Genomic DNA, 14797 nt, shown 5'->3' with positions numbered 1-14797 from the left:
GGGGGGTACCCCCTATCCCTGCCGACCACGAAACGAAAAAATCACGCAGAAGGCGTTGGAGAACAGTACGAAGTACTCGAGAGCGGAACGCAGTATTGAATCGTCTCAACTACCTGCTAGGATGTTCGCGCTATGCGATTCGCTTCCACCGCGCTCCTGATTCTCCTTGCCGCTCCTCTTCTCCATGCGCAGGGTCGCGGTGGTGACGACGACCACAAACCCGTCAACGACACCGCAACCATCCATTACACCTGCGCGGTCGACGGCGTCCAGATCGTCTCGGACAGCGACTCCGGTCAGCACTACACGGATACATCGCCTAAGGTGAAGTACATCCTGCCCATCGAAGGCGCACGCGCACGCGGCGAATGGAATGAGGTGGAACGTCTGGCGCAGATGTCCATCGTAGCCGCGCCCAAGTGCTACACACCCTACTTCAACCACGCGCAATACCTCATGCACCAGTGCAAGCTGCCCGAGGCCAAGACCGCACTGGAGACCTTCCTCCAGAAGGCCGAACACGCACCCGGATATGAGCAGTACGTCATCGTGGCGAAGAACGCCATGGAGACGCTGGATAGCGGACGCGATCCCACAGGCTGCACCGCACCACCGAAGTAGAGCCTCCTACTTCCGCCTTAGCTCCACGATGGCAAACGCCATGACCGCCAGCGACCCAAGTGCGATCACCAGCATGACTGCGGTACGCAAGCCTGCGCTTACCCGGAACACGGGTGCGGACGCCTGCTGCGGCTGGTAAGCCGGGTTCGGCGACATAGGCCCCATCGCAGCCAGCAGAGGCTGTGCGCTGGGCCGGAAGCGTAGCGCATAGTCGTATCGCGGAGGGTTGGCCGTAGCATCGCCCAGCAGCATATGCACCGGCGACATTGACCGCGGCTGGTAGCAGATCTCCCGCCGCCGCATCTCCAGCACAATGGCCTGCGGCGCGGCACCATGATCCACCACGCGCACCAGTATGTCCGCAGGCTCCTGCAGGTTGGCCCCAATGGTGAACGGCACCACCGGATGGTCGGCTGTAAGCACCGCACGCAACTCCTCCGCCTGCCCCAGGTTCATGCGGGCCGACGCACGTAGCTCCACCTTCGCCTCCACCTTGGGCGCAGGGACCAGCCGCACCCGTTCCACCGGCACATGCGCGGATAGCAGGGTCTCGTTGTAGTACGTGTCCGGCACGTCACCCATCTGAGCCCCCGCAATACCCGCCGCAGGCTGCGGCAGCAGCCGGATGGTCTGCACCGGCTCATACAGGGCGCGGTCGTCCGCAGGCGGCGCAGCAGCATCGCCCACGCGGGTGTCGAAGCTCACGTCCATGGCATACGGCAGTTCCTGCCCGTCCTGCACCAGCCGCACATCCCGCAGCCCCGGCGCGGCATGGGCATACAGATCGGCATCCACCACCGCGCACTGCTCCGCCATGGGAGTAGCAGCAGGCGGCAGCAACACCCGCTGCCACCGCGCAGACGTCCCATCCACCGGGCTTGACACCGATACCTCGGGGACAGCCCCATCCTGCGCCGTCACCCCCACCGCCCCCATCACAGCAGCGGAAGCAAAAACAATAGAAGCAAACAAACCGGTAATGGCAACGGAGAACTTCATCACAATCAATTCAGCCGATTGTAGAACCCTGTAGAGTGCTTGCATGGAACGCCTGCTCCTGATTGACGACGACGAGACCACAAGGGAAGTTCTGACACTGCTACTCGCCGCCGAAGGATGGACCGTCACCGAAGCCGCCAGCGGCGAGGAAGCCCTCGCATTAGCGCCGTCCATTGCACCCGAAGTCATCCTGAGCGACCTCCAGATGCCCGGACTGAGCGGCGAGGAACTAGCCGCCCATCTGCGCTCCGCCTGTCCCAACAGGCCCATCCTGCTCGCCATGACCGCCACCCCAAAGGGCAACATCTCCGGCTACGACGCACTACTGACCAAGCCCTTCGCCCCCTCCGAAGTGCGGCGCATGTCCAGAACCCCAACTACCCCGGAACAGGACCAGGCCATCGACCAGGCCACCTTCCAGCGCATACGGAAGGCCATGCCCACACCCCAACTCCGCTCCCTATACGACTTCGCCCTCACCGACGCGGAGCAGAGGGTACACCGCATGGAGGCCGCGGCCACCGCCAACGACCCCACCACCCTCCATAAGGAAGCCCACGCCATGAAGGGCTCCTGCGGCATGATCGGTGCCACCCGTCTGCGCACATTAGCATCCACGGTAGAAGACGCCGGATTGGCAAGTTCGATGCCACCCCCCGTCTTTCCCGAATTTCTTCGGGAAATCAATCATGTCCGCCGTATGCTGGATGAGCTTCTTTCGGGCGAATTTTAGCGCCACCGAAAGGCACGGCGATAACGTTGGAGACCAGGACTTTGCAGAAGAGCTCACCGAGCGGTAGTTTCCAGACGAGTTCCCGTTCCGGCAATTCCAGCATTCGGCTGGTGGTTGCGGACGATCATCCCGTAGTTCGGTTCGGCGTGAAGAACATGCTGATGACGGACCCGGGCTTTGAAGTGGTCGCCGAAGCAGAAGACGGCGAAGACGCCATTACCCAGACCCTGGAACATGAGCCCGACGTTCTGCTGCTGGATCTGCAGATGCCCAAACTTCCAGGCCTGGAAGCGATGCGCGCGATCATGTCGAAGTCGCCACGTGTCAAGATCATCCTGCTAACCAGCACTATCTCCACGCAACAGGTCATTGAAGCTCTGCAGATCGGCGCGCGCGGCATTGTGCTCAAAGACTCCGTTGCCGGCGATCTGAGTGAGGCCATCCGCGCTGTCGCCAGCGGAGACTACTGGATTGGTGGCGAACGCGTCGTAAACCTGCTGCAGGCGCTTCACGGCCTGATGATGCAGGCATCAGCCGCTCCGGAGAAGAAGACCTTTGGCCTGACACCGCGTGAATTGGAAGTGGTGCAGTGCATCGTGGAAGGCTGCTCCAACAAAGACATCGCAAAACAGTTCACCATCAGCGAAGAGACCGTGAAGCGCCATCTTTCGAACACGTTCGATAAGACTGGAGTATCCACGCGGCTGGAGTTGGCGCTGTTCGCCATCTCGCACAAGCTGGTGGAACCGGTTTAGCTCCGCCGTCCAACGGTCGTAGACTGGTAAGGATGCCGATTTCGCTTTTCAACTCGGACGACAAGCCGAGAAAGCCAAGTTTCTTTGAACGTGTCCGCTCTGCCGTAACTGGCGAGAGCGTTGAGTCTGCCGTGCCTGCTCAGCAAGTGCCTCCCGCAGCTCCGCAAAATGCGTTTGAGCTTCCACTACGCCAGGATGACGAGACACTACCAGTCGAAGCTTCAACTGAACCTGCTTCTGCGACGCTTAGCGAAACCGTCGAACGGATACCAGAACCGCAGGTAACGACACCTTCTCCTGTCCCCGCGCCCGATGCCCAGCGCAACGAATTCGGTTTGAAGCCGATGACCTCCGCATTCTCCTTCGGCGGCTATGCCAGCGAAGCGGAAGAGGACGCCAGCTTCATCGGTAAGATGCGCGACGCCGTGGAGCGCACGCGTTCACAGTTGGGAGCCGGACTGGATAGCGTTCTGGCGCTGGGCCGCACCGTCGATGAAGACACGCTGGATGAACTGGAAGCCGTTCTGCTCACCGCGGACATTGGCGCCACGACTACCAGTGAAATCATGCGCAATCTTCGTCAACGTGCTCTGCGCGAAAATGCCACCACGAATGAGTTGAAGCAGATGTTGAAGGAAGAGCTTCGCGCCATCCTCGATTCCGTGGCACAGCCGACGAACCATCCTGCGCAGGCGCCTGAAGTCATCATGATGGTGGGCGTAAATGGCACCGGCAAAACCACCACCAGCGGCAAACTGGCAGCACTCTACGGCACACACGGCCGCAAGGCGTTATTGTGCGCGGCGGATACCTTCCGTGCGGCAGCGATTGAACAGCTTGAAGTTTGGGCGCAACGGTCAGGTGTGGACATCATCAAGACGAAGCAGGGTGGAGATCCGTCCGCTGCGCTTTATGACTCGCTGACTGCGGGCAAAGCACGCGGCGCTGACATTGTCATCGTCGATACCGCCGGACGCCTGCACAACAAAGCTGGCCTGATGGCCGAGCTGGACAAAATGAGGCGCACCGCGCAGAAGCTGGTGCCGGGCGCTCCGCATCAAGTGTTCCTCGTGCTCGACGCGACGACCGGACAGAACGGTATGCAACAGGCGCGGTTGTTCACTGAGAGTGCTGGCGTCACAGGCATCGTTCTCACGAAGCTCGATGGCACGGCAAAGGGCGGTATTGTCATCGCCATTGCGCGCGAACTAAAGCTGCCTGTGGTCTTCGCCGGTGTGGGGGAAAAGATGGAAGACATTCTCCCCTTCAACAGCGACGCATTTCTTGATTCTCTGCTGGGGTAACATATGGCGCCTTTCACAATCAGTCTTCAGGTGCATCATGTGTCGCGCGACCTGCACTTTCTGACGGAAACACTCAACACGCAGCCGGTCTTTTGCATGACAGCGGGCCAGCAGGTGGGAAGCTCCGTCCGCAAGACGAGTGTTTGGCATGCTCCTCTGTTCCAGGGCGCAACCCAGCAGCACTTTGATCTGGCGCTGGAGGCGTTGCTTCACTTCGTGAAAGAGCACGAAGCAACACTCGCAGAATTTGCAGGTGAAGAGGGACTGCTGGAGATGATCTTCACCTTCAAGGTGGACGCATCCAATGCGAAGGCAGGCGACCTGGCCCATACCGTCAATCTGCTCCCTTTTCTGCTGTACGAGCTGTCTTCGCGGCAGATTGGCGTAAAGGTGCAGACGGCCTACGCATAAGCGTCGTTCCACTGTGCGATAGCATCACATGCACGGATGACTTTTTCTGCCACAGATAAAGCCCACATGCAGCGTGCGCTGGAACTGGCTCGCGCCACGCTGGGCCTCGCTTCACCGAACCCACAGGTGGGCTGCGTCATTGCGCACGGCAACGAAATCGTAGGCGAGGGCGCACACCGCTACGACCTGCGTGATCACGCAGAAATCGTTGCTATGAAGCAAGCCGGTGAGCGGGTACGCGGTGCAACGGCATACGTAACGCTGGAACCGTGTTCTCACCATGGACGCACGGGGCCATGCGCCAATGCACTGCTGGATGCTGGCATTGCGCGCGTCGTAGCCGCAACGCTTGACCCCAACCCGCTGGTCGCAGGCAAAGGCATGGCCATCCTGGAAGACGGCGGCGTCATTGCCGAACATGGTCTGCTGCATCGTGAAGCACGACGCATGAACGATGCGTTTGCACGACACATTCTTACCGGCATGCCGCTGGTTACGCTGAAGTCCGCATTAAGTGTGGACGGAATGCTGGCTCCGTTGCCTGTGCAACGTACCGCGAATGCTCCATTTTGGTTGACTGGCACAGCCGCACGCGAAGAGGTGCATCGCTTCCGTCATGCCAGCGATGCGATTCTCACCGGCATTGGCACCGTGCTCGCCGATGATCCTATGATGACGGACCGCAGCAACCTGCAACGGCGCAGACGCTTGCTGCGCGTGGTGCTGGACACTCATTGTCGTTTGCCGCTGTCATCACGCCTTGCAGAAAGCGTGAATGAAGACCTAATTGTCTTCTGTGCGAAGAGTGCACCCAATGATCGTCAACGAGCGTTACGACAACGTGGAGTCACAGTAGAAACCATTCCCACGCTCACTCCGGCCCAGCGCGGTACACAAGGACGCCGACTCGAGTTGGATCTGCGCGCGGTGCTGAAGCGACTTGGAGACCTGGACATTCTCAGCGTGCTTTTGGAAAGCGGCCCTGGATTGAATGGCGCGTTTCTAAATGCAGGACTGGTCGATAAAGCCGTGCTCTTTTTCTCTGAGACGGAACTCGGTAGCAATGCAATTCCGTTTGCGTCGCACGGGCCAACGGCGTTTGGTTTGATTGAACAACTTTCCGACATCGACCGTTGTGATTTTGTAAGCGATCTAAGCAGTGGCGCGCGGCAGGTGGACGCTTGTGTGCGCGGTACACTGCACGATCCGTGGGCGGAGACATTTACGCTCACACCTACTTCTGCCTCGAGTCGTTAAGATAGAGCTATGTTCACTGGGCTGATTGCAGAAACAGGCACCGTCGTTTCGCTGGAGAAAAAGGTTGGCGTCACACGCATTCGTGTTGCCGCTCCCACACTGGCCACGCAACTTGGCACAGGCGATTCGATTGCCGTGTCTGGCGTATGCCTGACTGCACTGAACATTACGCCTTCAAGTTTTGAAGCCGATCTTCTGGAAGAGACCATCCGCCGCACGTCGCTGACGCATCTTGCACCGGGAAGCCACGTGAATCTGGAACTGCCAACGCCGGCGGGAACACCACTGGGCGGCCATGTCGTGCAAGGACATGTGGATGGTGTTGGTTATCTGCTATCGCTAACAGCGGTGACTTCCGATGCGGACTACACCGACTGGACGCTGAAGATCGCCGCGCCTGCTGCGCTGTCGCCATACATTGTGGAAAAGGGATCGATTGCCATCAACGGTATCTCGCTCACGGTGGCGAAAGTAGAGCAGGCAGCAGATGGCGCCAAAGAAGTGACCGTTGCCCTCATTCCCCACACGTACGCAGTAACGAACATCCACACGCTGCAGCCCGGCGATCCAGTGAATCTGGAAGTGGATGTACTGGCAAAATATGCGGAGCAACGCGCGAAGAAGAACGAGTCCGAGTCGATTACCGAACTCTCACTAATCGCCGCGGGGTTCTGAAGTAGATTTTCTGCATTCACGAGGAGAGTCGCCTGCGTAACCAGTTTTTGATGACGCTACGATTCCCCGCTCTTGTCTCGTCCGCATTGTTTTTCTTCGCAGCCCCGGTCTCTGAAGCACAGATTCCTTCACCCGATATTTCCAAGCCCACACCGCTGACCGTCAGCGTGTGGGATCGCCAGCGCGTGAATGTAACGCAGTGGTTTTCTGCTACGCCTAATGCAGAACAATATGCCCACGTAGACAGCCTGTTGCGTATTGCGCTGCAGCAGCGCATTAAGCACATCGACTGGACTGCAGAGCTATCGCAAAACAGTGAATTGTGGCTTCCAGATGATGCTGTGTCACCCGTACCGGCGCAGGGGCATCTGGGCCTTGGTGGCACGTACTACGCGCACAACGGCAACAATCGTTTTCCCGCTGCCGCTTCATTCAAGCAAGGATGGTTGCGCTATCACTTTGCGCATGATTCCAACACGATCCGCGTGGGACGTTTTGAGTTCACCGATGGCACAGAGATCAAGCCGACCGATACATCGCTGCAGTGGCTTCAAAGCAACCGTATTGCGCAACGAGTAATCGGCTCCTTTGGCTTCTCCAACGGCCAACGTTCGCTGGACGGCGTTGAGGTGAAGGTCAACAAAGGTTCATGGGATGTCACTGCGATGGGAGCGCGAGCCGTGCAGGGCGTGTTCAACATGAACGCAAACCCAGAACTCGACGTTGACGCGCAGTATCTTGCATGGTCACGAACTGCCGCGAAGCAGCACGTATTGGTGCGCGCATTCGCGGTGGGTTATCACGATGGCCGCACTGGCATCGTGAAGGTAGACAATCGCTCGCAAGCCGCGCGCACCGCAGACCGCAATAACATTCGCATCGGTTCCTATGGAACCAGCATGATCGCGACTGTACCTGTATCGAAGAGCGTAAAACTCGATGGTCTGTTCTGGGGCGTGTTACAGAACGGGCGATGGGGTATACAGGATCATCGTGCGGGAGCCCTTGCATTGGAAGGTGGCGTACAGTTCACGCAGGTAAAGTCATCACCATGGATTCGCGGAGGTTTTTTGCGCACCACAGGCGATGAAAATCCCAATGACAACACGCACAACACTTACTTCCAGGTGCTGCCCACGCCGCGCAACTATGCACGCTTCCCTTTCTTCAACATGATGAATTCGAAGGAAGCATTCGTGCAGTTAATGGATAAGCCAACGCCCAAGCTGGACATTCGCACCGACCTGCATTTTCTTGGTCTGACAAGCCGCAACGACCTTTGGTATCTCGGCGGAGGTCCGCTGGACAAGACCACCTTCGGTTACACGGGGCGCCCTGCCAACGGGTATAGCAACTTGGCCACGCTGTATGACATCAGCGCCGATTACCAGGTAACACCACGCCTCTCACTTACTGCGTACTATGCGCACGTATGGGGCAAGGATGTCGTACGGGCCATTTACCCGGTAAATACTCACGCACAGTTTGGCTTTATTGAAATGAATTACCGATTCAGTCTTCCATTGCAACGCAGTCACTAGTGCATATGGTGGCGAATCTATTAATGCCCCGTTCGAAAGAACGGGGCGTATCTTTTAGCGGTTGGCTGCGATTTGTTGTGCTCGCATCGCGGCTTCGTAAAGATTGATGCGTGAATACAAACCAAAGGCAGAGCCGTCATCCAGAAAGCCACCACCGGGTCCTTCTGTTTCCGTAAGGATGTCATCCGCCTGCTTCAGCGTGAGCGACGGATAGGCAACCGTCAGAAGATAACCTGCTTCCGGTGCAACTGTTGCAACATCTTCTTTCGAAGCAGCCGTCTTGGCAAAAACAACAGGCAATCCGTACGTTTGCGTCACGGCATAGAAAGCAGAAACCGCTGCGGGATCACTGAAACGACTCGTGTCTTCCTTGGCACATTCGGCAACAGTCTTTCCGCAAGCGCTCTCAAGCACTTTGGTCATGTCGGCCTTCGCCTGCTCCATGGCTTTGCGGAATCCCGCAGCGTTCTTATACGCAGGATCTTCAGCCAGCAAATGGGCCGTGTCATAGAGCGCAAGCGTGCGGCCGCCGAGCACATCCATGGCGTAGTGGGCGCCAATGAGTATGCGACTGTTGCCATACTCCGCACCGCGCGCAATCATCTGCGGATAACGCTCAGGAACCAGCAGTCCAAGAATCAGCGTGGCCGTGTAACCAAATGTCGTATGACCACTGGGATAGGACGGGCTATTTGTTAAGTCCATCGCGGGTCCACGCAGATATTGCGTGTTGTCGATGAGCATGTTGAACGAGTCACGGCCTGTAAAGCGACGTAACTCCGGTGCGGTTTGAAACGGCCTGGAATCGCCGTAACGATCTGCATTCGGAGCTCCGGCAGGAAAGTGATAGGCACGCCCAAAGGGATCCATCTCACCGCTTTGCGACGTGATGATCTTCATCCACTCCGCCGACACCGGTGTGGTGCCGTTCGTGGTGCCATTCCCAAACAGATACTTGCCTTCGTTTGAGTGCGGGCCGCTGGTGCCCGTTGCGAGCCGCAACACACGCGTAATGCTTTCTGCAGCAACCGTGTAATGTTCACGATCAATGGAATGCGCGCGCGCAACATACGCCGCACCTAATGCCGTGCCAAGCGCGTCTGCCAATTGTGATGCGTTCGCGGAGGTTACATCCGCATCCCGCAGCGACTGGCCACGCTGCTCGCCATCAGGCAACAAAGTAGGCTGGGGAATAGCGCCCGTCTGGATACCACTGGTAACCGTCAGATTTGAGCTGAGCGCAGCGCGTCCGGAAGCCGTCCTGGAAAGAACCGTAACAGTCGAGAGACCGCGTAGCACCGTCTCCGAGGGCGCCTGCGAAGAAGCAGTAACAGTCGTAGCAAGGACCGCGAGCGCAGCGACGAAAATGCGTGTAGCAACCATGTCAACATGGTAACGAAGTCGAACATTTCGCCGTTTCCAACTTCTATTGAGCCGCAACCACCACAGGCAGATCCATCTGTTCGGCGGGTTCTTCCACGTACGGCTGGAAATGCGCTCGGCATCGCGCTTCATACATACCGACGGCACCAACCACAACCAACTCTTGTGAATGACCGAGCCGCTGCGTGTGAATGGCAGGTTGACCGCAAACCATGCACACGGCATTCAGTTTTGTGACCTTGTCCGCCAGCGCCATCAGGTTCGGTACGGGACCAAAAGGCTCGTTGGCAAAGGTAGTATCCAGCCCTGCAAGGATCACACGCTTGCCCAGATTGATCAATTCCATGGTGAGCGGCAGGATGCCTTCATCAAAAAACTGCACCTCATCCAGTCCCACAACCTCGATACGGTCCACCAGCCCCGTGGCAAACAGCTCTTCACGGAGACGGTCAGAATTCGGCGTCACCACGGAAGCTTCGTGCGTCTGTTCCGAATGCGATGCAATTGCCGTGCGGTGATAACGCAGGTCGATATCCGGCTTGAAGCAGCCTACGCGCTGCTTTGCAATGCGCGCACGCTTCAGCCGCCGGATAAGCTCTTCGCTCTTGCCGGAAAACATGGGTCCAACGATCACTTCCAGCACACCCGGCGTCGCCGGGCAGGGAGAACTGGTTTCAGCCTGCATTGGCCTATCGTACCGGCAAGCGGCTTGTGAAAAATTGGGTGAAAATCTTTGCTATTTCGCCCGCACCTTCACCACGAAATAACGGAAGCTGGAACCCGGCTTCAGGATCATCTGATGCGGCACGCCCGGCTCAATGCGAATGGCGTCACCCGCATGGAACGGCTGGCGTTTCCCACCACTTACGCCGTCGCCACGCTTTTCTCCCGGCGCGGTGTCCTTGCCGCTCACCAGCGTGCCCCCTGTCACCACTTCTGCTTCGCCTTCCAGCCCAATCAGGACGTCGGCAAAGTCGTGGTGCCATTCCCCTTGGCCACTCTTCACGCGGACAGCCAGTTGCTCCGCCCCATCAGGCCGTGTCAGCAGAACCTTAAATGCAATGCCGTCCTTCGACGCGAGCGACTGCTTTAACAAATCATCACCCGTGCTGCGGAGCGTGGCGGCGGTAATCATTTCACTGGCTGGCGTGGCGGTTTGCGCAACGAGCGGTGATGCAACAGCCGCAAGCGCAAATGCAGCACCGAAAAGATACTTCATTTCAGACTCCTATTTTCAAACCTATGACGAAGTGTGATCTGCAAGGGGCTGCCAGAGTTCCACACGATTGCCTTCCGGGTCAACAATCCATGCGAAGCGGCCATAGCTTGCATCGTCGCGATGCGGATCAATCTCCACGCCAGCTGCTTTCAACTTGTCCAGCAGAGCGTCCATATCGTCCACTCGATAGTTGATCATCACTGCCTGACGGCTGCCTTTGCCAAAGTATTCCGTGGTTTCCTTGAAGGCGCTCCACGCGGTCATACCGGTACCTTTGGGGACTTCATCAGTCCACATGAACGTGATGCCGTGGTCCGTCAGCGGAAAACCGAGGTGCTTGTGATACCAGTCTGTCAGTGCTTTCGGATCACGTGCACGAAGGAACACGCCGCCGATGCCAGTCACTCTACCCGCAGAAGCCATGTATACGTCTCCTAGGAAATTGGTTCCACAACGACTGCAGTGCCATACGCCAGTACTTCGGTGACGCCCTGCATCACTTCATTCGCGTCGTAACGGAAGGCGACAACAGCATTTGCGCCCATCGCAACGGCATGTTCTTCCATGCGCAGAAGAGCGTCCTGCCGCGTGCGTTCGCAAAGATTTGTGAAGAGTGTAATATCACCACCCACCAGCGTTTGGAAGCTGGCGCCGATGGTGCCAAATACGGAGCGCGACCGGACCACGATGCCCCGTACCAGCCCAAGGCTGCGGACAATGCGATAACCCGGAAGATCAAGAGCGGTGGTAACGAAAGCCGGATGAAGTGGCACGCGGGTTCCTCTCTGATTTGCACCGCAATTGTAGAGCAAACGCGTGATAGCGTAATGGGTACGCGTATGAAATCCCCTGCGACTCAACTTCGGAAACATCATTTTGTCACCGCCCTGGCAGTGTCTGGCATCGTTCTGCTGGGTTGCGCCAGCAAGGTACAGATACAGGTGCCTGCGAACTTTCACGGCCACGTACACATCGTTTGCACCGGCATGACAAAAGACGCTTCCTCGAAGATCGTGGTGGATAACAGCGGTGCAGTACAGGTGAATGATTGCCCGTTGCGGCAGACAGACGCAGTGGTGACAGAGCCTGGCACTGCCACTCCGGTCAGCACAGCCATCATGTGGACCACTACTGGCGACGGCCTGGTGCGCGAAATTAACTTCGACATTCGCTAACGGGCGAAAATGCAATGTTTCAGATAAGCAAGGGCAAGCTACAATTTTGCCCTCCATGAAACTGTTGCCTACATTGCTGCGAACCGGTGCAATCGCCTCCCTGGCGTGCGTTTTCCTTCTGCCCTACATGGTAGCCGTGCACGCCTCCAGTGATCCGCAATCGGCAGATTGGAATGTCTACGGCGGCAACAAGGCCGGCCAGCGCTATTCGCCTCTGACACAGATCAACCGAACCAATGTGAAGCAGCTTCGTGTGGCATGGACGTTTGACACAGGAGAATCGCGTGCGGGTTTGCAGACGCACCCCTTGATTGCTCAAGGAAGGATGTTCGTTTACTCACCGGAACAGATCGTATTCGGGCTGGATGCAGCCACGGGAAAGCAACTGTGGAAGTTCGATTCCGGCATTCACAGCGGCCAGCCCGCGCGAGGATTTGCTTATTGGAAAAGCCCGGACGGAACCCACGACATTCTCTTCGCGCAGACCCTCTACGCTATCTGGGCGCTGGATCCGAGCAGCGGAAAACCGATGCCGTCTTTCGGTAAAGATGGCCGCATTGATCTGCGCGATGATCTAGGTCCAGAGTCGCCACAAGGCACAGTCGCAATCACCACGCCGGGCACCATCTATAAAGACGTCCTCATTACTGGCTTCCGCACCGGCGAAACGGAACCGTCACCACACGGAGATATTCGCGCATACAACATCCACACTGGCGCGCTGGTGTGGAGCTTCCACACCATTCCTCATCCCGGCGAACCGGGCTACGAAACATGGCGGAAGGACGCATGGAAATACACCGGCGGCGCGAACAACTGGACAGGTGGAGTGCTGGATGAAGCGCGGGGCATCTTCTATGCACCAACAGGCTCCGCAGTCAGCGATTTCTACGGCGCAGATCGCGTCGGCAACGACCTGTACGCAAACTCTCTACTGGCGCTTGACGCCGCAACCGGCAAACTGCTGTGGCACTTTCAAGCCGTGCATCACGATATGTGGGATCGCGATTTCCCATCGCCGCCGGTGCTGTTAACACTGCATCGCAATGGCAAATCCATCGACGCAGTGGCACAAGTGACAAAGCATGGACAAGTCTTTGTCTTTGATCGAGTCACAGGCAAGCCGCTGTTTCCGATTGAAGAAAAACCCTTTTCCGCCAGCACTGTTCCGGGTGAAGTCGGATCTCCAACGCAGCCAATGTCCACGGCGATTGAACCCTTCGCACGCCAGCGTTTAACGGCAGAAATGTTGACCACGCGAACGCCAGAAGCGCATGCGTGGGCTGCTGAGAAATTCCGCACCTTCATCAGCGAGGGCCAGTTCGTCCCTTTCCGTGTGGATCAGGAAACGGTTGTGTTTCCCGGCTTCGATGGCGGTGCCGAGTGGGGTGGTGAAGCGGCCGATCCAAAAACCGGAGTGCTCTACATCAACGCGAACGATGTGGCCTGGACCGGTGGTTTGACAGCCGTGAAGAGCGGTGAAGGCGCAGGTGCAACGCTTTACAACGCACAGTGCGCCGTATGCCATGGAACCGATCGCAAAGGACAAGCAGATGTCTTTCCATCGCTGATTGAAGCAACAAAAAAACTCTCTGCACAGCAGATGACAGACGTGATCCACAACGGTCGCGGACGCATGCCAGGATTCACCAACCTCACAGGAGAGTCGCTAAGTTCACTCCTCGCTTATGTACGCAGCACCGACCTAAGTCCAACCGACCGCAGTGACAAGCAGGAAGCAACTGCAGGCAATGGCAAAAATGCTGCACCAGCAGCGAAGTATCGCTTCACGGGATACCACAAGTTCCTTGATCCCGATGGCTATCCTGCCATTCAGCCACCGTGGGGCACACTGAATGCACTCGACCTGAACACGGGCAAATATCTGTGGCGCGTGCCGCTGGGTGAATATCCGGAACTTGCCGCAAAGGGCATGAAAAACACCGGCAGTGAAAACTACGGCGGCCCTGTGCTCACAGCCGGTGGACTGCTATTCATTGGCGCAACCAACTTCGACAACAAGCTGCACTGCTTCGATGCAAAGACCGGCAAGCTGCTGTGGGAATACACCATGGAATACGCTGGTAACGCCACTCCCGCCACATACATGGTGAATGGCAAGCAGTACGTAGTCATCGCAAACAGCAGTGCGCGCAACAGCAAGGCGAAACACGGCACGAAGTACGTTGCGTTTGCGCTGCCATAAATCACCGGTCACGATTTGCCGATGGTTCCATCACGGTGTCATGCTGGTAGGCATGAAGCGTCTCGTCATCACCGCGATCGCCCTCCTGCTCTCCGTGTCGGCCGTGGCACAGGACAACGGCTACTGGAAGGCCACCAGCAACACCGCGCATTCCGTGACCGGAGATATCGTCATCTCTGGTGAGCGACTGTCAATCTACTTCCAGCCGTTCACCATCGCTGACCTGCGTGAACTAACTACGGAAGAGATCGCCGCAGTATTCAACTTCGACAGCACGGATGGAGTGCATGGCAAGCTCTACCGCTTAAGCATTGCAGGCGACCGCAAGTTTCTGCACAAGAACACAATCTGCGGCAACGAAGAGACGCAATACATGGCCACTGCCGTACAGGGCAAGACCATGCAGGTTGCCTTCTTCTCCGGTAGCAAGATGCCCAGCCTCAAAGCGGAGGACCTAAACAACTCCTCCGCATTGTGCGGCACATACACCTATTCGAAGTAACGGAAGAGCTGGAAAG

17 protein-coding genes are annotated in these 14797 nt (G+C 57.5%); 11 read left to right on the top strand and 6 right to left on the bottom strand.

The window, feature by feature from the left end; all coding sequences use genetic code 11:
* Positions 1–132: 132 nt before the first annotated feature.
* Positions 133–621, top strand: a complete 489-nt coding sequence (locus JAO32_RS13170) for a hypothetical protein (protein ID WP_334241106.1) — start codon at positions 133–135, stop codon at positions 619–621.
* A gap of 6 nt (positions 622–627) precedes the next feature.
* On the opposite strand, the gene JAO32_RS13165 is transcribed toward JAO32_RS13170, so the two are convergent.
* Positions 628–1665: a hypothetical protein gene (locus JAO32_RS13165; RefSeq protein WP_334241104.1), complete on the bottom strand. Its 1038-nt coding sequence runs from the start codon at positions 1663–1665 to the stop codon at positions 628–630.
* On the opposite strand from JAO32_RS13165, the gene JAO32_RS13160 reads away from it, so the two are divergent.
* From JAO32_RS13160 to JAO32_RS13130, 7 genes are read left to right on the top strand one after another with little or no spacing between them, the layout of a single operon-like run.
* Positions 1664–2353: a response regulator gene (locus JAO32_RS13160; RefSeq protein ID WP_334241103.1), complete on the top strand. Its 690-nt coding sequence runs from the start codon at positions 1664–1666 to the stop codon at positions 2351–2353. The genes JAO32_RS13165 and JAO32_RS13160 overlap by 2 nt on opposite strands.
* 41 nt (positions 2354–2394) lie before the next feature.
* Positions 2395–3108 carry a response regulator transcription factor gene (locus JAO32_RS13155; RefSeq protein WP_334241100.1) on the top strand — a complete coding sequence of 238 codons (714 nt, stop codon included), beginning with the start codon at positions 2395–2397 and terminating at the stop codon, positions 3106–3108.
* Positions 3109–3140: 32 nt separating this feature from the next.
* Positions 3141–4412, top strand: a complete 1272-nt coding sequence (ftsY, locus tag JAO32_RS13150) for a signal recognition particle-docking protein FtsY (protein WP_334241098.1) — start codon at positions 3141–3143, stop codon at positions 4410–4412.
* A gap of 3 nt (positions 4413–4415) precedes the next feature.
* Entirely contained in the window at positions 4416–4823 is a 408-nt protein-coding gene (locus JAO32_RS13145) for a hypothetical protein (RefSeq protein WP_334241095.1), read from the top strand.
* A 36-nt stretch (positions 4824–4859) separates the two neighbouring features.
* Positions 4860–6080 carry a bifunctional diaminohydroxyphosphoribosylaminopyrimidine deaminase/5-amino-6-(5-phosphoribosylamino)uracil reductase RibD gene (gene ribD / locus JAO32_RS13140; RefSeq protein ID WP_334241093.1) on the top strand — a complete coding sequence of 407 codons (1221 nt, stop codon included), beginning with the start codon at positions 4860–4862 and terminating at the stop codon, positions 6078–6080.
* Between the two features lie 9 nt (positions 6081–6089).
* Positions 6090–6755: a riboflavin synthase gene (locus JAO32_RS13135; protein WP_334241090.1), complete on the top strand. Its 666-nt coding sequence runs from the start codon at positions 6090–6092 to the stop codon at positions 6753–6755.
* Positions 6756–6805: 50 nt separating this feature from the next.
* Positions 6806–8296, top strand: coding sequence for an alginate export family protein (locus tag JAO32_RS13130; RefSeq protein WP_334241087.1), 1491 nt, complete (start codon positions 6806–6808; stop codon positions 8294–8296).
* Between the two features lie 54 nt (positions 8297–8350).
* Here the strand turns inward: JAO32_RS13130 and JAO32_RS13125 are convergent, their stop codons facing one another.
* From JAO32_RS13125 to JAO32_RS13105, 5 genes are read right to left on the bottom strand one after another with little or no spacing between them, the layout of a single operon-like run.
* Positions 8351–9679 (bottom strand): phosphatase PAP2 family protein, encoded by a 1329-nt coding sequence (locus tag JAO32_RS13125; protein ID WP_334241085.1) that lies wholly within the window; start codon positions 9677–9679, stop codon positions 8351–8353.
* Between the two features lie 43 nt (positions 9680–9722).
* A complete protein-coding gene (locus tag JAO32_RS13120) occupies positions 9723–10364 on the bottom strand; it encodes a thymidine kinase (protein WP_334241083.1) in 642 nt (213 codons plus the stop codon).
* A 51-nt stretch (positions 10365–10415) separates the two neighbouring features.
* Positions 10416–10898 (bottom strand): cupin domain-containing protein, encoded by a 483-nt coding sequence (locus JAO32_RS13115; RefSeq protein WP_334241081.1) that lies wholly within the window; start codon positions 10896–10898, stop codon positions 10416–10418.
* Between the two features lie 21 nt (positions 10899–10919).
* Positions 10920–11321, bottom strand: coding sequence for a VOC family protein (locus JAO32_RS13110; protein ID WP_334241079.1), 402 nt, complete (start codon positions 11319–11321; stop codon positions 10920–10922).
* Between the two features lie 11 nt (positions 11322–11332).
* Positions 11333–11671 (bottom strand): YbjQ family protein, encoded by a 339-nt coding sequence (locus tag JAO32_RS13105; RefSeq protein ID WP_334241078.1) that lies wholly within the window; start codon positions 11669–11671, stop codon positions 11333–11335.
* Between the two features lie 54 nt (positions 11672–11725).
* On the opposite strand from JAO32_RS13105, the gene JAO32_RS13100 reads away from it, so the two are divergent.
* The 3 genes from JAO32_RS13100 to JAO32_RS13090 are packed head-to-tail and all read left to right on the top strand — an operon-like array spanning position 11726 to position 14781.
* Positions 11726–12073 carry a hypothetical protein gene (locus JAO32_RS13100; RefSeq protein ID WP_334241076.1) on the top strand — a complete coding sequence of 116 codons (348 nt, stop codon included), beginning with the start codon at positions 11726–11728 and terminating at the stop codon, positions 12071–12073.
* 55 nt (positions 12074–12128) lie between these two features.
* Positions 12129–14279, top strand: a complete 2151-nt coding sequence (locus JAO32_RS13095; RefSeq protein WP_334241074.1) for an outer membrane protein assembly factor BamB family protein — start codon at positions 12129–12131, stop codon at positions 14277–14279.
* A 52-nt stretch (positions 14280–14331) separates the two neighbouring features.
* Complete coding sequence (locus JAO32_RS13090; RefSeq protein ID WP_334241072.1) at positions 14332–14781, top strand: hypothetical protein; 450 nt, start codon at positions 14332–14334, stop codon at positions 14779–14781.
* The last annotated feature ends 16 nt before the right edge of the window (positions 14782–14797 follow it).

Origin of the sequence: Terriglobus sp. ADX1, assembly GCF_036877645.1 — a bacterium.
Classification (GTDB): domain Bacteria; phylum Acidobacteriota; class Terriglobia; order Terriglobales; family Acidobacteriaceae; genus Terriglobus.
This window is presented reverse-complemented; position numbering and strand designations above follow the sequence as displayed.